This is a genomic window from Nocardia sp. NPDC049149 (assembly GCF_043197455.1).
Lineage (GTDB): Bacteria > Actinomycetota > Actinomycetes > Mycobacteriales > Mycobacteriaceae > Nocardia.
In genome coordinates, this window is the sequence record NZ_JBICTD010000003.1 from 935,077 (window position 1) to 956,724 (window position 21,648).

The 21,648-nt window shown below is 66.1% G+C and carries 21 protein-coding genes; 14 read left to right on the plus strand and 7 right to left on the minus strand.

Annotated elements, in window-relative coordinates; translation table 11 throughout:
• Nucleotides 1-60 precede the first annotated feature (60 nt).
• A complete protein-coding gene (locus tag ACGFNJ_RS15005) occupies nt 61-483 on the plus strand; it encodes a PPOX class F420-dependent oxidoreductase (RefSeq protein ID WP_393447471.1) in 423 nt (140 codons plus the stop codon).
• A gap of 307 nt (nt 484-790) precedes the next feature.
• Here ACGFNJ_RS15005 and ACGFNJ_RS15010 read toward each other — a convergent pair whose 3' ends face one another.
• Complete coding sequence (locus ACGFNJ_RS15010) at nt 791-1,621, minus strand: SDR family NAD(P)-dependent oxidoreductase (RefSeq protein ID WP_393447473.1); 831 nt, start codon at nt 1,619-1,621, stop codon at nt 791-793.
• A gap of 311 nt (nt 1,622-1,932) precedes the next feature.
• On the opposite strand from ACGFNJ_RS15010, the gene ACGFNJ_RS15015 reads away from it, so the two are divergent.
• The 5 genes from ACGFNJ_RS15015 (at nt 1,933) to ACGFNJ_RS15035 (ending at nt 6,164) form a co-directional block, all read left to right on the plus strand.
• A complete protein-coding gene (locus tag ACGFNJ_RS15015) occupies nt 1,933-2,505 on the plus strand; it encodes a hypothetical protein (RefSeq protein ID WP_393447475.1) in 573 nt (190 codons plus the stop codon).
• Nucleotides 2,505-2,816 (plus strand): hypothetical protein, encoded by a 312-nt coding sequence (locus tag ACGFNJ_RS15020; RefSeq protein ID WP_393447477.1) that lies wholly within the window; start codon nt 2,505-2,507, stop codon nt 2,814-2,816. Before ACGFNJ_RS15015 ends, ACGFNJ_RS15020 begins: the two co-directional genes overlap by 1 nt.
• Nucleotides 2,817-2,818: 2 nt before the next feature.
• Nucleotides 2,819-3,664 carry a hypothetical protein gene (locus ACGFNJ_RS15025; RefSeq protein WP_393447479.1) on the plus strand — a complete coding sequence of 282 codons (846 nt, stop codon included), beginning with the start codon at nt 2,819-2,821 and terminating at the stop codon, nt 3,662-3,664.
• Nucleotides 3,661-4,254, plus strand: coding sequence for a hypothetical protein (locus ACGFNJ_RS15030; RefSeq protein WP_393447481.1), 594 nt, complete (start codon nt 3,661-3,663; stop codon nt 4,252-4,254). Before ACGFNJ_RS15025 ends, ACGFNJ_RS15030 begins: the two co-directional genes overlap by 4 nt.
• Nucleotides 4,255-4,865: 611 nt before the next feature.
• A complete protein-coding gene (locus tag ACGFNJ_RS15035; protein ID WP_393447483.1) occupies nt 4,866-6,164 on the plus strand; it encodes a fatty acid desaturase family protein in 1,299 nt (432 codons plus the stop codon).
• A 6-nt stretch (nt 6,165-6,170) separates the two neighbouring features.
• Here the strand turns inward: ACGFNJ_RS15035 and glpK (ACGFNJ_RS15040) are convergent, their stop codons facing one another.
• The gene (gene glpK, locus ACGFNJ_RS15040; protein WP_393447485.1) at nt 6,171-7,709 is read right to left on the minus strand and encodes a glycerol kinase GlpK; all 1,539 of its coding nucleotides are present in this window, start codon (nt 7,707-7,709) and stop codon (nt 6,171-6,173) included.
• 36 nt (nt 7,710-7,745) lie between these two features.
• Nucleotides 7,746-8,504: an IclR family transcriptional regulator gene (locus tag ACGFNJ_RS15045; RefSeq protein ID WP_393447487.1), complete on the minus strand. Its 759-nt coding sequence runs from the start codon at nt 8,502-8,504 to the stop codon at nt 7,746-7,748.
• Between the two features lie 252 nt (nt 8,505-8,756).
• Here ACGFNJ_RS15045 and ACGFNJ_RS15050 point away from each other — a divergent pair, with 252 nt between their 5' ends.
• The 3 genes from ACGFNJ_RS15050 to glpD all read left to right on the plus strand — a co-directional run bounded on the left by ACGFNJ_RS15050 (nt 8,757) and on the right by glpD (nt 12,893).
• Nucleotides 8,757-9,572: an MIP/aquaporin family protein gene (locus ACGFNJ_RS15050; protein WP_393447489.1), complete on the plus strand. Its 816-nt coding sequence runs from the start codon at nt 8,757-8,759 to the stop codon at nt 9,570-9,572.
• Between the two features lie 45 nt (nt 9,573-9,617).
• On the plus strand, nt 9,618-11,138 hold the full coding sequence (gene glpK / locus ACGFNJ_RS15055) for a glycerol kinase GlpK (RefSeq protein ID WP_393447491.1): 1,521 nt from the start codon (nt 9,618-9,620) through the stop codon (nt 11,136-11,138).
• A gap of 75 nt (nt 11,139-11,213) precedes the next feature.
• Nucleotides 11,214-12,893, plus strand: coding sequence for a glycerol-3-phosphate dehydrogenase (gene glpD, locus ACGFNJ_RS15060; RefSeq protein ID WP_393447493.1), 1,680 nt, complete (start codon nt 11,214-11,216; stop codon nt 12,891-12,893).
• A gap of 32 nt (nt 12,894-12,925) precedes the next feature.
• Here the strand turns inward: glpD and ACGFNJ_RS15065 are convergent, their stop codons facing one another.
• A complete protein-coding gene (locus tag ACGFNJ_RS15065) occupies nt 12,926-13,642 on the minus strand; it encodes a tRNA-dependent cyclodipeptide synthase (protein WP_393447495.1) in 717 nt (238 codons plus the stop codon).
• A gap of 177 nt (nt 13,643-13,819) precedes the next feature.
• Between ACGFNJ_RS15065 and ACGFNJ_RS15070 the strand changes: the two genes are divergently transcribed.
• Nucleotides 13,820-14,470, plus strand: coding sequence for a class I SAM-dependent methyltransferase (locus ACGFNJ_RS15070; RefSeq protein ID WP_393447497.1), 651 nt, complete (start codon nt 13,820-13,822; stop codon nt 14,468-14,470).
• Here the strand turns inward: ACGFNJ_RS15070 and ACGFNJ_RS15075 are convergent.
• Nucleotides 14,467-14,901 carry a hypothetical protein gene (locus ACGFNJ_RS15075; protein WP_393447499.1) on the minus strand — a complete coding sequence of 145 codons (435 nt, stop codon included), beginning with the start codon at nt 14,899-14,901 and terminating at the stop codon, nt 14,467-14,469. The genes ACGFNJ_RS15070 and ACGFNJ_RS15075 overlap by 4 nt on opposite strands.
• 129 nt (nt 14,902-15,030) lie before the next feature.
• On the opposite strand from ACGFNJ_RS15075, the gene ACGFNJ_RS15080 reads away from it, so the two are divergent.
• Nucleotides 15,031-15,741 (plus strand): M24 family metallopeptidase, encoded by a 711-nt coding sequence (locus tag ACGFNJ_RS15080; protein WP_393447501.1) that lies wholly within the window; start codon nt 15,031-15,033, stop codon nt 15,739-15,741.
• Nucleotides 15,742-15,788: 47 nt separating this feature from the next.
• On the opposite strand, the gene ACGFNJ_RS15085 is transcribed toward ACGFNJ_RS15080, so the two are convergent.
• Nucleotides 15,789-16,751, minus strand: coding sequence for a ketopantoate reductase family protein (locus ACGFNJ_RS15085; protein ID WP_393447503.1), 963 nt, complete (start codon nt 16,749-16,751; stop codon nt 15,789-15,791).
• A gap of 37 nt (nt 16,752-16,788) precedes the next feature.
• A complete protein-coding gene (locus ACGFNJ_RS15090) occupies nt 16,789-17,343 on the minus strand; it encodes a nuclear transport factor 2 family protein (RefSeq protein ID WP_393447505.1) in 555 nt (184 codons plus the stop codon).
• 406 nt (nt 17,344-17,749) lie between these two features.
• On the opposite strand from ACGFNJ_RS15090, the gene ACGFNJ_RS15095 reads away from it, so the two are divergent.
• The 3 genes from ACGFNJ_RS15095 to ACGFNJ_RS15105 all read left to right on the plus strand — a co-directional run bounded on the left by ACGFNJ_RS15095 (nt 17,750) and on the right by ACGFNJ_RS15105 (nt 21,640).
• A complete protein-coding gene (locus ACGFNJ_RS15095) occupies nt 17,750-18,964 on the plus strand; it encodes an Ig-like domain-containing protein (protein ID WP_393447507.1) in 1,215 nt (404 codons plus the stop codon).
• Between the two features lie 62 nt (nt 18,965-19,026).
• Nucleotides 19,027-20,415 (plus strand): pyridoxal phosphate-dependent decarboxylase family protein, encoded by a 1,389-nt coding sequence (locus tag ACGFNJ_RS15100; RefSeq protein ID WP_393447509.1) that lies wholly within the window; start codon nt 19,027-19,029, stop codon nt 20,413-20,415.
• Between the two features lie 322 nt (nt 20,416-20,737).
• Entirely contained in the window at nt 20,738-21,640 is a 903-nt protein-coding gene (locus ACGFNJ_RS15105) for an ABC transporter substrate-binding protein (RefSeq protein WP_393447511.1), read from the plus strand.
• Nucleotides 21,641-21,648 lie beyond the last annotated feature (8 nt).

Genomic DNA, 21,648 nt, shown 5'->3' on the forward strand with positions numbered 1-21,648 from the left:
CGACGTGCTCGAAGCGCGGCGGCCGGGAATGAAAGCGACGGCCGCGGGGTAGACAACAGCATGAAACTCGACGACGAAGCCCGCGCCCTCATCGGCGCCGGTGCCGACGCCACGCTGGTCACGCTCAACCCGGACGGCAGCCCCCAGGTCAGCGTGGTGTGGGTGGCGCTGCAGTCGACGCCGGACGGCGACGAACTCGTCACCGCCCACCTCGGCGAATACAAGAAAGTACGCAATGTCCGGCGAGACGGCAGGGTCGCGGTGACGATCCTCGCGCAGGAACCCGGCGAGTTCATGCGCCCGTACCTGTCGGTCACCGGAACCGCGCGCATCGTCGAGGGCGGCGCCCCCGAATTGCTCACGGAGCTGGCCAAGACCCTGGCCAGTCCCAGCGTCGACTTCCCGCCCGCCGACGCGCCGCCCGGCCTGCTCACCCGCATCCGGATCGAGAAGGTCGGCGGTATCGGTCCGTGGGCATCCTGATCACGATTCGACGCGACTGACCCCACGAATATTCATTCGTCTCTTAAAGTTTCGGTAAAGCCGCAGTGGGCACCCGCCGTGTGCGGGCTGCCCCGCGTACCGTCACCGATTCCGAGGAGATCGTCCGTCGTGGTTCCTTCAGACAGCTCCACCCGTCCCAAGCAGGTGTCCTTGGACGCGACAGGCCGCGTCGGCCCCACGGTCGTCTGGCCCGAACCGAGCCCACTCGCGTCCTGGTGGCAGCAGGTCATGCGATCGGGCGCAGGCGAACGCGGGACCGGCGAAGCCGGGTGAGCTGCGCACCGTCCTAGATGTTGAATCCACCGCCGCAGACCAGCGTCTGGCCGCTCACGTAGTCGGATTCGGGGATGCAGAACAGATACACCGCGCCCGCCGCCTCGGCGGGGGTGCCGCCTCGGCCGAGCGGCACCATCTGCTCCATCGCGGCGAGCAGGTTCGGGTTCACGCCGACCTTGATTTCCTTGCCCTGCACGTCGATTGTGCCGCCGGTGCCTGCGGGCGCCTCGGTGAGCCGCGTCTTGATCAACCCGAACGCGACCGCGTTGACGGTGACGTTGTAGCGCCCCCATTCCTTCGACAGCGCCTTGGTGAGGCCGAGCACGCCCGCCTTGCCTGACGAGTAATTCGCCTGTCCCGCATTGCCTCCGGTGCCTGCCATCGAGGAGATGTTGACGACCTTGCGGCACGGCACGGGCTCGCCGGCTTCCTTGGCCCGCTTCACCGCCGCGGAGATGATCGGTTGTGCGGCACGCAGGATCCGGAACGGGGCCTTGAGATGGACGTCGAGGATGGCGTCCCATTGCTCGTCGGTCATCTTCTGGATCACCGAATCCCAGGTGTAGCCCGCATTGTTGACGATGATGTCCAGCCCGCCGAACTCGTCGACGGCGGTCTGCACGAAACGCTCGGCGAACCCGTCCTCGGTGACGCTGCCGACGCACGAGACCGCCTGTCCCCCAGCGGCTTCGATCGCGGCGAGGGTTTCCTTCGCCGGATCGTCGTCGAGGTCGTTCACCACAACCCGCGCACCCTCACCCGCCAGTTTCAGCGCGATCTCACGCCCGATGCCACGCCCCGATCCGGAGACAATGGCGACCTTGCCATCGAGAGTTCCCATGTCCTTCGTGTCCTTCCCAGCGACCCATGAACGACTGTTCACTTATTCAACCGCAGCCCTTCGGGAGCCGAGCACGAAAGCCGAAGACGGTCCCGTAGCCGTTGCGCTTGCCGCGTCCGCGAGCTGGCCAGTAGGGTCTGACCAGCACATCGTTCAGGGCGATCCGCCCTGGTCAGTGCCGATACACCACGGTTGGCGGCGCGGGGGCCAGTGACCAAGGGGGGTGTGCTGGACTGCCGCCATGGTCGCTTGATTCGATAGCCGCCCTTCGATGGATCGACACGCACAGCTGTCGTACAGAAGGGAACGCAGTGACTACTGGCTTGATCGGCGTCGGGCTTTTCACCATGACCCTCGACGAAGGCCGTCTCCCGACTCAGGTCGAGGTGAGTCGAAATATCCACGACCGCTTGAATCCATCCGATCTGTCGGCGGCCGCGATGACCGGCTACTACGTGGCGCTGTGGCAGCACGACGCGCAGGCCATCGCCTCGGGCAGATGGACCGAATTGACCGTATCGCCTTCTCGCCGAACAGAACTGATCACGCTGCTCGATACGGGATCGCTCGCCGAATTCGAGAGGGTCGAACGATCGCTGCGACAGAGTGACGAATTCGTCGGCCGAGGGCCGATAACCGACTTCGGGACGTCCTCGATCATGGTGGCCGCGAGCATCTCTCGCATCGGCAGCATCGAGATCGATCCGCGGTGGGCTGCCACTGCCAACCCCGCCGACATCGCGCACGACATCCTCGACTGTGCGAATCAGATCCGGAAGCAACGGCCGCGATTCCACGAAGACGGGTCGTGGGCCGATCGTACCGACGACGAGCTCGAACACGAACTATCCGAATACCAGCGCTACCTGACGAGGAACTCGTAATGGTCAATTTCTCAACGGATCTCAACCAGTTGGTCAAAGCTTCCCGTGCCTGGGATCACGCATCGGATGCGCTCACCGTGGCCGCGCAGCAGGCACAGAGCATTCACTTCAGTCACCAGGATGTTGTGTGGGGACTGTTCCGGGAAACCTGGGATGCCCAGCTGGCCGCCGCGCGGTATATGTACGACAGGCTCGTCGAGGGCCGAGACGAAACCGACTCCATCGCCAAGGTTCTCGACCATGTTGCGAAAGTCTTTCAGGAACAGGACCAGAACTTCGCCAATGTCCTGATCAAGCTGGAGGAGGATTAGCAATGGGCCTGACGAAATCTCTGGACGATATCAACAGCGTGCTCGACACGTTCTCCGACCAGATCGCGGAGATCCGGGACCAGCCTGCCAAGGTCGATGAGGCGTTCCGCAGGGCGGCGATCGCCGCGGCCGAGGTCGAGGGAGCATCCGTCTTCGGCTTGGTCGGTGCGGTGGCAGGCGCTGTCTACGGCTCGATCACCGAAGACGACTTCACCGGGTACATGCAAGAGCACAAGGAAGCGATCAAGAAGAAGATCCAGGAGCTGTTGGACAAACTGCAGAGCGCGGTCGACAGCCTGAAAGCGCCCATCGCCTTCCTGCGAACGAGCGAGGCGTGGACGACGTTGAAGGGCAAGATCGGCGAGGCACAGAACAATGAGGTGGTCAACGGGAGCATCACCGGCTACTGGGCCGGGGCGGCTGCACTCAAGTACACGGCGGCACGGACACTCCAAGACACCACAATGGATTCCGCGAAATCGACCTGCGACAAGATGGCGGACGCCCTCGCCAAGATATCGGATACCGCTTGGGACTTTTACTCGAAGATCGTCACGGACATCGCGGATCTGCTCATCAAGCTCGGGAAGGCGCTTGCCAAGATCGCTACCTTCATCGCCGCTCCGGTCGGCGTCTCCGACGCGATCGATGTCCTCGGAAAAGTGATCAGTAACGCCGTCGAGTACACCGACAAGCTCGTAAAGGCGCTCATCACGCAGCGCGAGAGCATTACCAAAATCGACGAATCGAAGACGAACCAGAAGGGGTTCCTCAACAACCGTTGGCCACGAAGTACTTCCGACGACTTCAACATCAACTCGCCCAACTCCGAATGGCAAGCGACATGAACTTGCATAAGCTACTGGCGATCTCGGCACTGTCGGTACTGCTATGCGGCTGCGGCCTGTTGTCGCGTCCACATCCCGAACAGCATGCGATACCGACGAGCAACCACACCATCCAGGAGTTGTGCGACGCCACAAGACATTTCTACGCCACCCGAGCTGGTACCGAGAATCTGAAGATCAGTCCCGGCGCCGGCGGTAAGGCGCTGACCGATAAAATCGACACCGGAAATGGCTGCTTCTACGAGACGGAAGACCCGTCCGCATCACCGTCTCACCTCGGATACGTATCGCTGTTTCGCATCATCGTCAGTGGCAACCCTCCGTTGTCCACCCCCGCACCGGCCAGCGAGAGCTACCCGACCAGGACCATCACCGTCGACGGCGTGACCGTCAAGGTGGCCACGGAGCCGATGCCGAAGGGGGGCGAGTCCGCCACCACACTGCTCGACGCCTACCTCACAGCCAGTATCGACGGATGGGAGGGGGAACTCCTCTTCAAAGGGACCGAGAAGGAAACGGCGCGAGATGATCAAACGACCCGAGCGGCTGCACAAGGCTTGGTGAAGATGATCCGCACCCTGAAGGGCTGAAACCCCGCGGCGCACCGCCACACTCACGCCACGAGCCCCCGCATCTCGTAGGCGGATGCGGGGGCTCGTGGCGCGTTCGATGTCAACCAGCGGGCGGCATGGCCTCCCTGGGAACAGAGCCGGGAACCTCTTCGGCCCTACTGAATACCGGCTGATGGTGTATGTCACTGCTTTCGGCAGGGGTGTACACCGGGATGGGTACGGTGTCGTGGCTGAATAGCCCGGACCCTTGCCCGCTTTCCTGACTCATCCGTCGAGCCTCCTCCGATCGGCCGCGAATAGCCAATCCCCTCTATTCAACCCCCTCGGTCCGCCGAGACGCGCATGATCCCGCCGCAACGCCGCCGTGTTCGGTGTGGCGCCCGTGCTCGGCGGGCGGCAATGTCCCCGATCCGGCGCGGACATGTCCCGTTGATCTGCCGTCCGCCTGCCGTTGCCGCACCGGTGTCCGGCACGGTGGTAGCTTCGAGGTACGAATCATCGTCGGCCTTTTCTCTCGACCGACCATCGAGCCCGGGTCACATCACCCGAGCAACGCCGATCACGACGCGCGTCGGCGGCCAGACCGGGCGTACCCGCGCCCGCGCAGCCGATCCATTCGAAGAGGACCAATGGCCATCACCGATATCGCCGTGTACGCACACCTGAGCAAGGAAGACATCGAGGCACTCGGCGCCGAGCTCGACACCATCCATCGTGACGTCAGTGAGTCCCTCGGCGGCCGCGACGCGGCCTATATCCGGCGCACCATCCGCTTCCAGCGCGCCCTCGAAGCCGCCGCCCGACTGCTCGTCGCGGTCAACCGGAACCGGACGGGCTGGCTGCTCGGCGCGGTCTCGCTGGCCGCGGCGAAGAGCATCGAGAACATGGAGATCGGGCACAACGTCTCGCACGGGCAGTGGGACTGGATGAACGATCCGGAGATCCACTCCAGCACCTGGGAGTGGGACATGGTCGGGCTGTCCACCCAGTGGAAGTACTCGCACAACTTCCGCCACCACCTCTACACCAACGTCATCGACATGGACGACGACATCGGCTTCGGCGTGATGCGGGTGACCAGGGACCAGCAGTGGCGGGCCGAGCATCTGCTGCAGCCGCTGCAGAACCTGCTGCTGGCCACCACGTTCGAGGTGGGCATCGGCCTGCACGGCCTGTACGCGGACCGGGACCGGTTCGAGTCGAAGGCCGAGAAGAAGGCCGTGACAATGGCTTTCCTGCGCAAGGCGTCCCGGCAGGCGATCAAGGACTACGTGCTGTTCCCCGCGTTGAGCGGAAAGCGTTGGCGCCGTGCGCTGACGGCAAACCTCGCCGCCAACGTCATGCGCAACGCCTGGGCGTACGTGGTCATCTTCTGCGGCCACTTCCCCGACGGCGCCGAGAAATTCACGGAGGCCGCGCTGGAGAACGAGACCAAGTCCGAGTGGTATCTACGCCAGATGCTCGGCACCGCGAACTTCGATGCCGGACCGACCCTGGCCTTTGCCAGTGGAAACCTGTGTTACCAGATCGAACACCACCTGTTCCCCGATCTGCCGAGCAACCGCTACGCCGAGATCGCGCAACGGGTTCGGGCACTGTGCGACAAGTACGACCTGCCCTACACCAGCGCATCGCTGCTGCGCCAGTACCTGCTCACCATGCGCACCATCCACAAGCTCGCGCTGCCAGACCGGTTCCTGATCGCCACCTCCGACGACGCGCCGGAAACCGCCTCCGAGAAGAAGTTCCAGGCTGCGCTCGCGGTCTCCGAGATCTCCGGTGTGACAACGGGGTTGCGGACCGCGCTGCACAATGCCCGGATGCGGCTCGAGCAGGAGGCCGGGGTGGAGGGCGGACGGCTGCGCCGCACCGCCGCCAAGGTCAAGGCGAATATCGTAGGGTCGCTGCGGGCTCCAGTTTCCGGCTAGCCCGCGCTACCCGGCGGGACGCGCCCGCGCCGCGTCCCGCCGTCGCTTGGACCGCATCCAGCCGAACGTCAATTGCACCGCGTGCTGCCAGTTTTCGTACTCGTCGGCGCGGTGCACCGGATCCATCTGCGGCCGCCACTGCCCGGCTAGTCGCCAGTTGTTGCGCAGACCTTCCAGATCCGGCCAGTAGCCGACGGCGAGCCCGGCCGCGTATGCCGCACCGAGCGAGACGGTTTCGGAGACGAACGGGCGCATCACGGGAATGTCGAGGACGTCGGCGACGATCTGCATGAGCAGGTTGTCCGAGGTCATCCCGCCGTCGACGCGCAGCGCACGCGCCTGCAAACCGGAGTCCGCGTTCATCGCGTCCACCACCTCGCGGGTCTGCCATGCGGTCGCCTCCAGGACCGCACGGGCGATGTGTCCCTTGGTGATGTAGGACGTGAGGCCCGCGATGAGTCCGCGGGCGTCGCTGCGCCAGTGCGGCGCGTACAGCCCGGAGAACGCGGGCACGATGTAGCAACCACCGTTGTCTTCCACTGTGCGAGCGAGGGTTTCGATCTCCGGCGCGCTGGTGACCAGGCCGATGTTGTCCCGCACCCACTGCACCAGCGAGCCGGTGACCGCGATCGGTCCCTCCAGCGCGTACACCGGCTGCGGGCCGATCTGGTAACCGATGGTGGTGAGCAGCCCGTGCTCGGACTGCACCAACTCTTGGCCGGTGTTCATCATCAGGAAGCCACCGGTGCCGTAGGTGCATTTGGTCTCCCCACGGGCGAAACAGGTTTGGCCGAACAGTGCGGCATGCTGGTCGCCGAGCGCGGCGGCGATCGGGATGCCTGGCACCACGCGGCGAGTGGTGCCGTAGGACGCGGTCGAGGCCTGGATGCGCGGCAGCATCGCGGCAGGAATGCCGAAGAAGTTCAGCAATTCCTCGTCCCAGGTGAGCGTGGTGAGGTTCATCAGCAGCGTGCGACTGGCGTTGGTGACGTCGGTGAGATGCAGGCCGCCGTCGACCCCGCCGGTCAGGTTCCAGATCAGCCAGGTCTCCATGGTGCCGAACAGCACCTCGCCGCGTTCGGCCCGATCCCGCAGGCCCGCAATGGTATCGAGCAGCCAGCGCAGCCGCGGCGCGGCGAAGTAGGTGGCGAGCGGCAGCCCGCACAGTTCCCGAATCCGGTGCGCGCCAGGCCTTTCCTCGAACTCGCTGACCAGGTCCTCGGTGCGGGTGTCCTGCCAGACGATGGCGCGCCGGATCGGCAGGCCGGTGTGGCGATCCCACACCACCGTGGTCTCGCGCTGGTTCGCGATGCCAAGGGCGGCAACCTGATCCGCGGTGATGCCGGAGTCGCGCAGCGCCTGCGGCACGATCCGGTCGACGTTGCGCCAGATCTCCATCGCGTCCTGCTCGACCCAGCCGGGACGCGGGTAGTGCTGCTGGTGTTCGCGCTGCGCGACGCCGACCAGGCGGGCGCGCTGATCGAACAGGATGCACCGGGTCGAGGTGGTGCCCTGGTCGATCGCGAGCACATAGCGTTGCGTCATCCGCGTCCTTTCGTGCTACGAGTCGATGAGTCGGTGTCAGGCACCCAAATCCCGGGAGACTGCCCGTGCGGCGTCGCGTACCTGGGTGACCAGTGCAGGCCGGTGTCGTAGTTGCGCATCGCAGAGCCGGTCGACCGGCCCGCTGATGCCGATGGCGCCGACCACGAGCCCGCCGTGTGCGCGGATCGGCGCCGCGATGCCCGCCTCGCCCGGCCGGAATTCCTCGGTCTCCCCCGCCCAGCCTGCCTGGCGGACTGCGGCGAGGGCGCGGTTGAGCGCGACCCGGTCGGCGATGGTGCGGCGGGTGAGCGAGGTGAGGTCGCCGCCGCGCACGGCGGCCGCGAGCTCCGCGTCGAAGGCGAGGAGAACCTTGCCGAGCGCGGTGGCGTGCGGCGGCAGCAGTTCGCCGACCGCGAGTGCCTGCTCGGTGTTGTCCGGGCGGAAGACGTGATGAACCACCACGACGGTGCCGTCGACCGGCGCCCCGATCCGCACCGATTCGCCGGTGCGTGCGGCCAGTGCGTCGGCCCAGTTGATCGCGCGGGAGCGCAGTTCGTTGGCATCGAGATAGCTGGTGCCGAGGTGGACCAGTGCGGCGCCGAGCTGATATTTGCCGGTCGCCGGGTCCTGTTCGACGAAGCCGACCCCCTGCAACGTGCGCAGGATGCCGTGCACGGTCGGTTTGGCGAGTCCGAGCGCGCCCGCGATCTCACCGACCCCGAGGCGCCCGGCACCGCGGGCGAGCAGCCGGAGAATGGCCGCCGCTCGCTCGATCGACTGGATCGGACCGGGCATGACCGAAACCTAACGTTTCCATTCGACAATGTCGAACATGTGGTGAACAGGTGGCAACACTCCCGAAGGCCGGTGTGACGTGCGTCATGCCCGCTTACTCGGGCGCCTGACCGTAGCGGCGGAGGCCCCGCCCAACCAGCCCTACCGTTCGGCATTGTCGAACGGGCGCTATGTCCGGTCTGTCGCTCGCGTCGTAACGTCGTGCTCCGCAGGGTCGCGACGGCGACCAACAGGGCGAACGGAGACTCAACGGTGAACTTCGGCTCGATCTTCCTCAGCGAAGCACTCGGCACGGGCGTGCTGATATTGCTTGGCGCTGGCGTGGTCGCGAACGTGTTGCTGACCAAATCCAAGGGATTCGACGGCGGCTGGTTACTGATCAACTTCGGGTGGGGGCTCGGAGTTATGGCAGGCGTCTATGTCGCCTACAAGAGCGGTGGCCATCTCAATCCCGCCTACACCATCGGTGTGCTGTTCAGCGGCGCGGACGAATACGCGCCAGGCGTCAGCATCACTGTCGCCACCACCCTCGCCTACGTCTTGGGGCAGCTGGTCGGCGCGTTCCTCGGCGCGAATCTCGCCTATGTCGTCTACAAACGGCACTTCGACGAGGAGACCGACGAGGCAAAGAAGCTCAGCGTGTTCGCGACCGGTCCGGCGATCCGCAGCTTCAGCTGGAACTTTGCCACCGAGCTGATCGCGACCTTCGCCCTGGTGCTTGTGCTGCTGTCGATGGGCCACACCGCGACCGGGCTCGGACCGGTGGCGGCGGCGCTGCTCGTCGTCGGTATCGGCGCCTCGCTCGGCGGTCCCACCGGCTATGCCATCAATCCCGCCCGTGACCTCGGCCCCCGGCTCGCGCATGCGCTGCTGCCGGTCAGCAAGGTGGCCGCGCCGGTGCGGGAGCCCGCGACCGCGGGCGGCTATGCGGCCGAACCGCGCCCCGAAGCCGCGACCGCTCAGGTCAACGGCGGCAAGGACTCCGACTGGGGTTATGCCTGGGTGCCCATCCTCGGACCGCTGGCAGGCGGCGTGCTCGCCGGGCTGGCTTCGCACATCCTTTTCTGAAATCTCTTCTCGCAGTAGTTAGTTCATTCTTTCGAAAGGACGGCGATGAGCCAGTACGTAGGCGCCATCGACCAGGGCACCACCAGCACGCGCTTCATGGTGTTCGATCACAGCGGCAACGAAATCGCCCGCCACCAGCTCGAGCACCAGCAGATTCTGCCGCAGGCAGGCTGGGTGGAGCACGACCCGACCGAGATCTGGGAGCGGACCCGCGCGGTCATCCAGAGCACGCTCACCAAGGCCGACCTCGACGCGAGTGACCTGGCCGCGGTCGGCGTCACCAACCAGCGCGAGACCACCGTGGTGTGGAACCGCAGGACCGGTCGCCCGTACTGCAACGCGATCGTCTGGCAGGACACCCGCACCGACAAGATCGCCGCCGAACTCGAGCGCGCCGGACACGGCGACACCATCCGGCACAAGGCCGGATTGCCGCCTGCCACTTACTTTTCCGGCGGTAAGCTGCGCTGGATCCTGGACAACGTGCCCGGGGTCGCCGAGGCCGCCGAACGCGGCGAGGCGATCTTCGGCACCACCGACAGCTGGCTGCTGTGGAACCTGACCGGCGGGGTCGACGGCGGCGTGCACGTCACCGATCCGACCAACGCCAGCCGCACCATGCTGATGAACCTGGAGACCTCGGACTGGGACGACGAGTTGTTGTCCATCTTCGGGATTCCGCGCGCGATGCTCCCGACGATCGCGCCGTCGTCGAACCCGGCGCTGTTCGGAAAGACCAGGGCCGATGGACCTTTCGGCGGCGAGGTGCCGCTGTCCGGCGTGCTCGGCGATCAGCAGGCCGCCACGGTCGGCCAGGTGTGTTTCCGGCCCGGCGAGGCCAAGAACACCTACGGCACCGGAAACTTCTTGCTGCTCAACACCGGTACCGAGATCGTGCGCTCGCAGCACGGACTGCTCACCACGGTGGCCTACCAGTTCGGCGACGACAAGCCGGTGTACGCGCTGGAGGGGTCGATCGCGGTGACCGGGTCGGCGGTGCAGTGGCTGCGCGACCAGCTCGGCATCATTTCCGGTGCGGCGCAAAGCGAAGCGCTGGCACGGCAGGTCGAGGACAACGGCGGCGTGTACTTCGTGCCCGCGTTCTCCGGGCTGTTCGCGCCGTACTGGCGCTCCGACGCACGGGGCGCGATCGTCGGGCTTTCCCGCTTCAGCACCAACGCCCACCTGGCGCGGGCGACGCTGGAATCCATTTGCTACCAGACCCGTGACGTCGTCGAGGCGATGCAGGCCGACTCCGGCGTGCAGCTCGACGTGCTGCGGGTGGACGGCGGCGTCACCGCCAACGAGCTGTGCATGCAGTTGCAGGCCGACTTCCTCGGCGTTCCGGTGTCGCGCCCGGTGGTCGCGGAGACCACCGCGCTCGGCGCCGCGTATGCGGCGGGCCTTGCCGTCGGATTCTGGGACAGCACAGACGAACTGGTAGCCAACTGGCACGAGGACAAGCGCTGGCACCCCACCGGGACCGAGGAACAGCGCACGAAGGGCTATGCCCGCTGGCAGAAGGCCGTGTCGCGCACGCTCGACTGGATCGACGTCGACGAATAACCGCGCGCCGCGAATTTCACTGAGCCAGAGCTTGTTTCACCACTAGAGCTTAATTCAGAAGTAGAGGAGATTCACATGTCGGCACGATTAGATCCCACCTACCGCAGCACCGCGGTGAATGCACTGGGCGACACCGAGATCGATGTGCTCGTGATCGGTGGCGGCGTGGTCGGCGCGGGCGCCGCGCTCGACGCCGCATCGCGCGGCCTCAGCGTCACCCTGGTGGAAGCCAGGGACTTCGCGGCAGGCACCTCCAGCCGCTCGAGCAAGCTCATCCACGGTGGGCTTCGCTATCTCGAGCAGCTCGACTTCTGGCTGGTGCGTGAGGCTTTGAAGGAACGCGGCCTGTTGCTCAACAAGCTGGCGCCGCACCTGGTCCGCCCGGTGTCGTTCCTGATTCCACTGCAGCACCGGGTGTGGGAACGGGCCTACATCGGGGCGGGCGTCGCGCTGTACGACACGCTCGGCGGCGCCCGCGCCGTGCCCATGCACCGGCACCTGACCCGTACTCGCGCACTGGAATTGACGCCAGCGCTGCGCGAAGACGCGATGACCGGCGCCATCCGGTACTACGACGCACAGGTCGACGACGCGCGGCACACCATGACGATCGCCCGCACCGCGGCACAGCACGGCGCGACCGTGCTCACCCGCACCAAGGTCACCGGGCTGCTGCGCGACGGTGCACGGGTGATCGGCGCGCACGTCACCGACCTGGAGACCGGCCGTGAACACACCGTGCGTGCCCGCAGGGTGATCAGCGCGACCGGCGTGTGGACCGACGAAATGAACCGGATGACCGGTGTCGACTTCCCGTTCCATGTGCGCATGTCCAAGGGCGTGCACATCCTGGTGCCGCGCGAGCGCCTCGACCTGGACACCGGACTGATCATGCGCACCGAGAAGAGCGTGCTGTTCGTGATCCCGTGGCACAAGCACTGGATCATCGGCACCACCGACACCGACTGGTCGCTGGACAAGGATCATCCGGCCGCCAGCAACGCCGACGTGCAGTACATCCTCGACCACGTGAACGCGGTGCTGCGGCAGCCGCTGACCCGCGACGACATCGTCGGGACCTACGCGGGCCTGCGTCCGCTGCTGTCCGGCGCATCCAGCGACACCTCGAAGTTGTCGCGGGAACACGCTGTGGCAGAACCGGTTCCCGGACTGTTCGTGATCGCGGGCGGCAAATACACCACCTACCGGGTGATGGCCGCCGACGTGGTGGACGCGGCCGTCGAAGGCCTCGGCCGCGCCGTCGCCCCGTCGGTCACCGACAAGCTGCCGCTGCTCGGCGCCGTCGGCTACCAGGAGATGCTCGCCGACCTCGACAGCCTGGCGCAGCGCGTCGGCCTGCCGAAAGCGAGCGTCGAACATCTGCTCGGCCGTTACGGTTCCGCCGCGACCGACCTGTTGGACCTGATCGCTGCGGACCCCGACCTGGCCAAGCCGCTGACCGGGGCCGACGACTACCTCGCTGCCGAAGCGGTGTACGCGGTCACCCACGAGGGCGCCATCCATCTCGACGACGTCCTCACCCGCCGCACCCGCATCTCCATCGAGGCCGCCGACCGCGGCCTGGCCGCCGCCGCGGAGGTCGCCTTCCTCATCGGCTCCCACCTGGGCTGGGACGCCGCCGATGCCGAACGCGAACTCACCCGCTACCGCGACCGGGTGCACGCCGAACTGGCCGCCAACCAGGCCGCCGACGACGAAGCCGCCAACGCGGCCCGTCTGGTCGCCGTCGCCTGACCTCGCGTCCGCCGGCGAGCTCGATCCTGTGCTCAGGCCTGTTGTTTCGGCTGCACATCGGGCTCGCCGGACGCCCGGACGGTCAAATACCCCTGCCGCGCAACCGGTTGCATCGGCAGTTCGCGACGGAAGAGCGCGTCGATGAACGGGACGACGCGGTGGTAGGCGTACAGCGAGGTTTCGCTGCCGACGACGCCCGCGGTGTCGACCAGCAGCGGGATGTCGGCCAGAAAGTACTGTGCCGCAAGCCGACACTGCTCGATGGTCGGCTCACTGCCGTCGGTGAGCCGGTGCCGCAAAACATTTCGGGTCGTCTCCAGGCACAGGTCACGGAAGACCGCATCACTGGCGAACAGATCCGTCGCTTCCCGAAGCAGGTCGACGAACACCGGATTCTCTTCCAGGTACGCCCAATCGACCACTCGCGCGTCCAAGTCCGACAAGCCTGCCGCTGCCAGCCCGTCCCGAATCCGGTTGCGCATCTTCGACCCGTTCTCGCGCACCCGCTTCCGCGCCTTGTCCGCGGGCAACCCGAGCGCTTGCAGCGTGAATACACCGGGCACATCGGGCAAATGGAACTGGACGTAGGCGAACTCACCGAGCGCCCACCTCGTCAGCTCCACGATCCGGACCCGCTTGAAGTAACTGTTGAACGGGCTGATCCCCAAGAGCACGTGGTCTCTTCGCGCGAAGAGCTCCGCACAGTTGGGCGTCAGCGGCAAAGCAGTGAGCTCCAGCGCCGTCTGCATCAGAGCATGCTGCCAAACCCGCCGACGATCTCGGCCCTGACACACCGTCCGTAGTCCGCCGATCAGGTAATCGCAGGTCCGAGGCAGATCCCGACTGCAAACCGGTGGCCGTTGACGGGACGATTCGCGAAAAGTCAACGTTGACCTCTAGACGGGTTCAGGTTTAACGATGGAGGTATGACTCTTCCGGCTGATTTCTGGAACACCGTTTATGACAACGACACTGCGCCGTGGGTGATCGGCGGGCCACAACCGGCGATCGTCGCCCTGGAACTGGACGGATGGATTCGGGGCCGCGTGCTCGATCCTGGTTGCGGCGCAGGCGAACACACGATCCTGTTGACCAAACTGGGTTACGACGTGCTCGGCATCGACCTGTCGCCGAGTGCGGTCCAGTACGCCACCAGAAATGCTGCGGCACAAGATGTTTCCAGCGCGCGGTTCGAGGTGGCCGACGCGATCGCGCTGGGCTCCGCCGCGGCGGAGCCCACCTACGACACCATCGTCGACAGCGCCCTGTTCCACATCTTCGTCGACGATCCCGAATCCCGCGCCGCCTATGTGCGCAGCCTGCATGCCCTGTGCAAGCCGGGCGGGCTCGTCGACATCCTCGCCCTCTCCGACGTCGAGCCCGGCTTCGGGCCGCGGATCAGCGACGCGCTCATCCGCGAATCATTCGGCGCCGGTTGGGAACTCGAAGACCTACAGCCCGCGCGATACCACGGCCGCGTCACCGAGGCCGTTCTCGAGCAGGACGAAGACCTGACCCTACCCGCAGGCACCCCCGTCGACCTGGCCGCCTGGCAGGCCCGAATCCGCCGCCTCTAATCCATCCCGCTGTGCCCGTCCGGGGTCGACTCGTCCGTCTCGAGCTCGGCCCCCTTCGGGTGCTCATCCGCATGCGTGGCCTTCGAATGCTCCGCCGCAAAGTCCTCCTCCCCCAATTCGATCTCCGCCGTCGTCCGATCCATCTCCGGTCCACTCATGCCCGCCGAATACCCCACCTCGGCGTCTCGAATCCGAGCGTGCAGATGCATGTCGTGCCACCCGTCGGCATGCCAGCCGGCACTGCGCATGGTCCCTTCCAGGGCATAGCCGCACTTGACCGCTATCAGTGGATCCTGAAATGCCTCGAAGACCGGGGGCGCGTCGTCGGGCGCCCAGGGCCGGAGGATCAACCCTGCCCCCGCTTGGATAGTCGGTTGCGTAGTCCGCGTGAATATTTCGGCGGCGACCAAGTCGTCCGTCAACACCGGCATGCGTCGAATCTTCCCGCCCACAGCACCTACGAGGCAAGAACCGTGCTTGTGCTCGGGTGGATTCGCGGGGACATTGCGTGTGCTGGATCGACGGCGGAGTGAGTGGTCGAGATGATCTAGGGTCGGGTTATGGAGATGGTGGGTGAGGGAGAAGCGGAGCGGGTTGCGGCCTTGTTGGCTGCGGAGGCAAACGCTGTTGCTTTGTTCGATGAGGTGGTCGCGCGCGGGATGATCGCGCCGGGGGCCAGGGAATCGGTGGTCAGCGATGCGGTGCGCGACCTGGCCGACGAGATGTTCGGGACGCGGCGGTTCTGGCACAAGCGGATCGTGCGGTCCGGGATCAACACGCTCGAGCCGTACAGCGGCAACCCGCCGGACCGGGTGATCGGCGAGGACGACATCTGCTTCCTGGACTTCGGGCCGATCTTCGCGGAGTGGGAAGCCGATTTCGGGCGGACCTTCGTGCTCGGCGACGATCCGGCCAAGCTGGCACTGCGCGACGCACTCGAACCGCTGTGGGAGCAGGGGCGCGCGCACTTCGACGCGCATCCCGACATCACCGGCGAGGAGCTCTACCACTGGGTTTCGGCGCAGGCGAGCGCGCAGGGCTGGGAGTTCACCGCCGAGATCGCAGGCCATCTGGTCGGCGAGTTCCCGCACAAGCAGATCTCCGGCACCGAGATCACCACCTACGTCGCGGCGGGCTCGACAACGCCGATGCGCCGCGTCGACCCCAAAGGCCGTGCCTGCCATTGGATTCTGGAGATCCACCTGGTGGACCGGGCGAACAACATCGGCGGGTTCTTCGAGCAGCTGCTCGACGTGCGCCCCGCCGCGTAATCACCGACGCCTCGTCCAGGAACGTGCCGACGTTCCTGGACGGGGCACTAGCCCAGGGCGGCCACCAGTTCCGCGAGCGGCACCGAACCTGGTGGCCGCCCTTCGCGCGCAACGACTTCAGCGAAGTGCTGGATCCGCTCGTTGACCGGCGTCGGCACCCCGTGCCTGCGGCCGAGCAACACGATCTCGCCATTCAGATAGTCGGTTTCGATGCTGCCCGTGCCCCTGGCCAGACTCTGCCACGACGAGCTGACCGAACGCCGGACGCCGACGCGCAGGATATCGCCGCGCCGTGCGCCGTCCTCGACGGCGGTTACAAACGAAATTCCCGCCGCGGTAAGGACTTTCATTCCTTCGATGCGGGCACGCTCGAGGATCTCGGTGACGTCCTCGTCCGGCCGGACGATCGCGTCGACGGCGTTGCCGAGGTTCATCAGCAGCTTGTGATACTTCCACCGCATGATGTCGGCGCGGGGCACCGCGTGGCATCCGGCCGAACGGAACGCGGCCGCAACCGCTTCCGCCGCGCCGTCGACGCCTGCCGGGTATCTGCCGATGTCGAGGATCGCAGGCACCGGCCACGCCCGTGCTTCCACCACACCCGGCTCCAGATGCGTGGTCGGGAACATCACGCAGACTCCGTACACATTCGGGAACATCCGCAGTGCGGCAGGCTCGTTGGCGACACCGTTCTGCAGGCACACGATCGGGGTCGCCCGATCCACCGCCGTGATCAGATCACGCAGTGCCGCTTCGGTATTCATGCTTTTCACGGCCAACAGGACCACATCGCCCGCCGCGCCGACGAGCTGGTCGGGGCCGGACACGGCGGGAATGGTCTGCGTCGCCGCCCCCGCGCCGGTGACCACGCGCAACCCCTGGGCGCGGATCGCGTCCAGGTGCGGGCCGCGCACGATCAGCACGACCTCGTGTCCCGCGCGGTGCAGGAACGCGCCGAGACTGCCGCCGACCGCACCGGCCCCGTACACGATGAAACGTTTGACATCCACCTGATCGAGCCTGCCCGTTCCGATCAATTCGCGCCCGTCAGGCGACGGCCTCCTCGCCGCATTTCCCCGTGGTGTGCGGCACGGTGGGCCCGTGTCCAGGCGCGTTGATCCCTGGCACGTCTGCGCCCAACGCGATGATCTGATGCAACACGTTGTGATAGGACCACGCTTCGGCGACGCGCCCGTCCCGGAAGCGCACCTCCCCGACGTAGGCGGCGTGGTAGTTGCGTTCGCTCTCCAGTGCGGTGAGCTCGCCCTCCGCGTCGACGAACCAGGCGTGCGGGGTGGCGAACGGGCGCACCCTGATGCGGGAGAGGCTGCCCTCGTGCCACAGCACGTCGCTCGACCAGCGAACGCTCTGGCAGAGGTCCGCGCGGCCGACGATGCGATCGGGTAGGCCCGGCAACTGCCATGGCATGTGGATCCGCACGTCGTCGGTGACCAGATCCTGGATCTGCTCGTGATCGTGCAGGAACAGCAGTTCGTAGAAGCGTTCGATGACGGCGCATTCGTCTGCGGCATCGATCAGGCCTGCGGTGGACCGATCGGACCGAACGCCGACACGTCTCCGGCCTTGCGGAGCGGTTGTCATGCCGATGATCATCACAAGCCTTCCCTGTCGTACCGGTAGATCGTTCAATCTCAAGTCAGCAAATCACGAGCAAACACACACCGTCAATGCCGACTTCGCTAAGAACGCGACAACACGGGTGGTGTGGATCACCAGGGAGATGCGGCGAGCACACCGGCGTCGTCACCGAGCAGCAATGTTTCAGCATGCAGATGCCGCGGCCGCTGGACGCGCTCGAGCGGACGGGCAGCGTGATCGTGCCGGACACGGAACTACCGCAACGCTTTTCAGCGAGCCGATGACTACCGGGTAGCGGAGTCGAGCCTCGGGCGCGCTCAACCCACTCCGGCGGCCCGGTAAACTCGCTGAGCGGGACCGAAAGTCGAGGGTGCGCGGCGGGAAGCGCACGGCGAACACAGGAGAAATCATGTCGAGTCGCCGCTTCCGATCCAGTGCTGCCGGGATCGCTGTCCTGGTCATGGCGCTGGTGGTGGTTGCCGGTTGTTCATCGGAGTCGAAGAAACCTGGGTCGCACGACCCCTTGCCCGCCCCGATCTCCATCACGCCCGCACAGGGCGCCAAGAGTATCGATCCCCTCTCACCGGTCCAGGTGAACGCGGGCGACGGCATGCTGACCTCGGTCGTCATGACCAACGAGCAAGGCAAGCCGATCGAGGGGATCCTGACCCCGGACAAGACGGCGTGGAAACCCACCGAGCCGCTCGGCTACGGCCACACGTACACGATCACCGCAGAAGGACTCACCATCACCGGCCGCAGCGGCCCGCTGACCTCGACGTTCTCGACGCTGACGCCGAACAACCAGACCAAGGTCTACTTCGAGACCACCGGCGGCGGCCTGCTCGACGGCGGCACCTTCGGGGTCGGCGCGGTCGTCGTCGCCCACTTCGACGAGGACGTCCCCGATCGAGCGCTCGCCGAGAAGCGGCTGTCGGTGACCACGACGCCCCCGCTGGAGGGCTCGTGGTACTGGCTGGACAACCGGCGCGCGCACTGGCGGCCGAAGGAGTACTACCCGGCGGGCACGAAGGTGAACGTCAAGGCCAGCATCTACGCGGTAGACCTCGGGAAGGGGCTCTACGGCCAGGAGGATTCGAAGGCCTCGTTCACCATCGGCGCCTCACACGTCTCGGTCGCCGACGACAACACCCATCAGGTCCAGGTGTTCGAGAACGGCAATCTGATCCGCACCATGCCGACCTCGATGGGGATGGGCGGCAGCGAAAACGTCGGCGGCAAGACCATCACCTTCTGGACCCAGCCCGGCGTCTACACGGTGATGAGCAAGGCCAATCCAGTGATCATGGACTCCTCCACCTTCGGCCTGCCGATCAACTCGCGGCTCGGCTACAAGGAAACCATCAACTGGGCGACCCGGATCAGCACCGACGGCATCTACCTGCACGAGCTGGCCTCTACCGTGTGGGCGCAGGGCAACACCAACACCTCGCACGGCTGCCTGAATCTCAGCCCCGAGAACGCGCGCTGGTTCTACGATTTCGCCGTCACCGGCGATGTGGTGGAGATCAAGCACACCGGTGGCGCGCCGCTCGAGGTGTGGCAGAACGGCGACTGGGGTGTGCCGTGGAACGAATGGGTGCAGGGCAGCGCGTTGCACTAGCCGGTCCAGTTCCTGACGACTGGACCACGACAACGGCGGTACCGGGCTCGTAGCGTCGACCTGTGGACGAGAACCTTGCCATCGACCGTGCCGAGCTGCCCGCGCTGCTGGATGCCGTGCGTGCGTCGGCGACGGAGGTGTTGACCGGCATCGAGTCGCGGCCGGTCGCGCGGGCACCGAAAGCGGCAGGGGCCGAGGAGTTTCCGGAACAGGGTGTGGGGCTACGCGAGACGCTCGCGCGCTTCGAGGAGCGCTGGGCGCCCGGCTTCTCCGGCAGCGCGGGTCCGCGCTACTTCGGCTTCGTCACCGGCGGCGCCACTCCCGCATCGATCGCTGGCGACTGGCTGACCGCCGCGTTCGACCAGAACGCGATGTCCAGCGAGGATTCCACGGCCAGCGAGCTGGAGCAGTTGACGGTGGGCTGGATCGGGCGGCTGTTCGGATTGCCCGAGCACACCGGCGCTTTCGTCAGCGGGGCGACCATGTCGAATTTCGTCGGCCTGGCGATCGCGCGTGAATGGCTCGGCGAACAGCTCGGCGTCTCGGTGGCGCAGGACGGTGTCGGGGCGCTCGGCCCGGTCCGCGTGCTCTCGGGGACGCCACACTCGAGCATCGTCAAGTCGGTGTCCATGCTCGGCATGGGACGTACCAGTGTGCGACCCGTGCCGACCCTGCGCGGCAGAGAAGCCGTCGATGTGGACGCGCTCGCCGCGGCGCTCGACGTCCTCGACGGGCGTCCCGCCATCGTCGTCGCCAATGCCGGGACGGTGAACACCGTCGACTTCGACGACCTGCGCGCGATTGCCGCACTGCGCCAGCGTTATCCGTTCTGGCTGCACGTTGACGGCGCGTTCGGTGCCTTCGCCGCGCTCGCACCGTCGCACGCCGAGCTCGTAGACGGTCTCGCCGAAGCGGATTCGGTCTGCGTCGACCTGCACAAGTGGCTCAACGTGCCCTACGACGCGGCAGTCCAATTCACCCGGCGCCGAGACCTTCAGCTGCGCGTATTCCTCAACGCAGCCGCCTATTTGACTGCCCCTGCAGGCACCCCGGATTTCGGCCACCTGGTGCCGGAGAATTCCCGCCGACTCCGCGCTTTGACGGCCTGGTTCTCCCTGACCGCGTACGGCCGCGCCGGCCACCGAGATATCGTGCAGCGCAACATCTCCGCCGCCCGTCGCCTCGCCGACCAACTCACGACCGGACCACTCCGGCTGGTCGCCCCGGTCCGGCTCAACGTCGCATGCTTCACCCTCACCGACCGCCCCACCCAGGAACGCATCGACGCCATGGTTACCGCCGTCGCCGAAAGCGGCGAAACCTTTGTCACCCCAACGGTCTACGCCGGTGTCCCCGCCCTGCGCGCCGCTTTCAGCAACTGGCGAACCACCGATTCCGACGTCGACCGCGCAGCCAAGGCGATCATCGCCGCAGCTCGCGAAATCTCCTGACCGACAGCACATTCAGCGAAGAGTGACGGAAATCTGCTGGCCGCCCGGGTGAGGTGCGGACGGGCCAGAAGCCGCCTCTGCTGTTGGTGAAGGTGGGGTTCATCGGCGAGTAGCGAAAAAGCTTCGGCGGCTTGGGGACTGCGCCCTGCTCGGTCGATCGACCAAAACAAGGGCAGTCCCCATTCCGTTCGAATAACTAACCAAGTACTTCCCATTTGTGGCGGTATCGAGCGGGCACGGACCGCACCTTCTCGCTATTTTCGGCGGCGGCATCGCGTATTGGCGGTGCTCGTTTGCCAATTCGTGAATATGGAGGGTTCTTGTGTCTACCCGATCAATTACTGGCAGGCACACCCTGCGAGCAGCGTGCCTTCTTGCCTGCGGCGCACTGATCCTGGCGGGGTGCAGTAATGCCGAAGACACCGGGCCCAAGGCGGAGAAGGTGTCGATCGAGAAGAACGACGCCATCGCCGCGCAGCTTCCCGACAAGATCAAGCAGTCCGGCAAGCTGGTCGTCAGCGTCAGTGTTCCGTACCAGCCCAACGAGTACAGGGACGCCAGCGGCAAGATCGTCGGCTACGAAGTCGACCTGATGGACGCCGTCGCCGCCACCCTCGGGGTGCGGGCCGAGTATGTGGCGTCCGCCTTCGAGAAGATCATCCCCACCGTTCAGGCGGGCACCTACGACGTCGGCATGTCGTCGATGACCGACTCCAAGGAACGTGAGCAGCAGGTCGACTTCACCACCTACTTCAGCGCCGGTATCCAGTGGGCACAGCAGAAGGGCAAGCCGGTCGACCCGAACAACGCCTGCGGCAAGAAGGTCGCCGTGCAGGCGACCACGGCCGAGCACACCGACGAGATCCCCGCGAAGAGCACGAAGTGCGTCGCCGAGGGCAAGCCCGCCATCGATATCAAGGCTTTCACTGAGCAGAGCGCCGCGACCAACGCGCTGATGCTCGGCCAGGTCGACGCGATGTCCGCCGACTCGCCACTGACCGCCTACGCCATCAAGCAGAGCGAGGGCAAGCTCGAAAAGGCAGGCCCCCCTTCCGATTCCGCGCCGTACGGCTGGGCAGTGCCGAAGGGCTCACCGCTGGCGGCCGTGCTGCAGAAGGCCGTGCAGAGCCTGATCGACAACGGCAAGTACCTGGAGATCGCGAAGAACTGGGGCGTCGAGGAAGGCGCGATCACCAAGTCGGTCGTCAACGGCGCCATGAGCTGATCGATGAC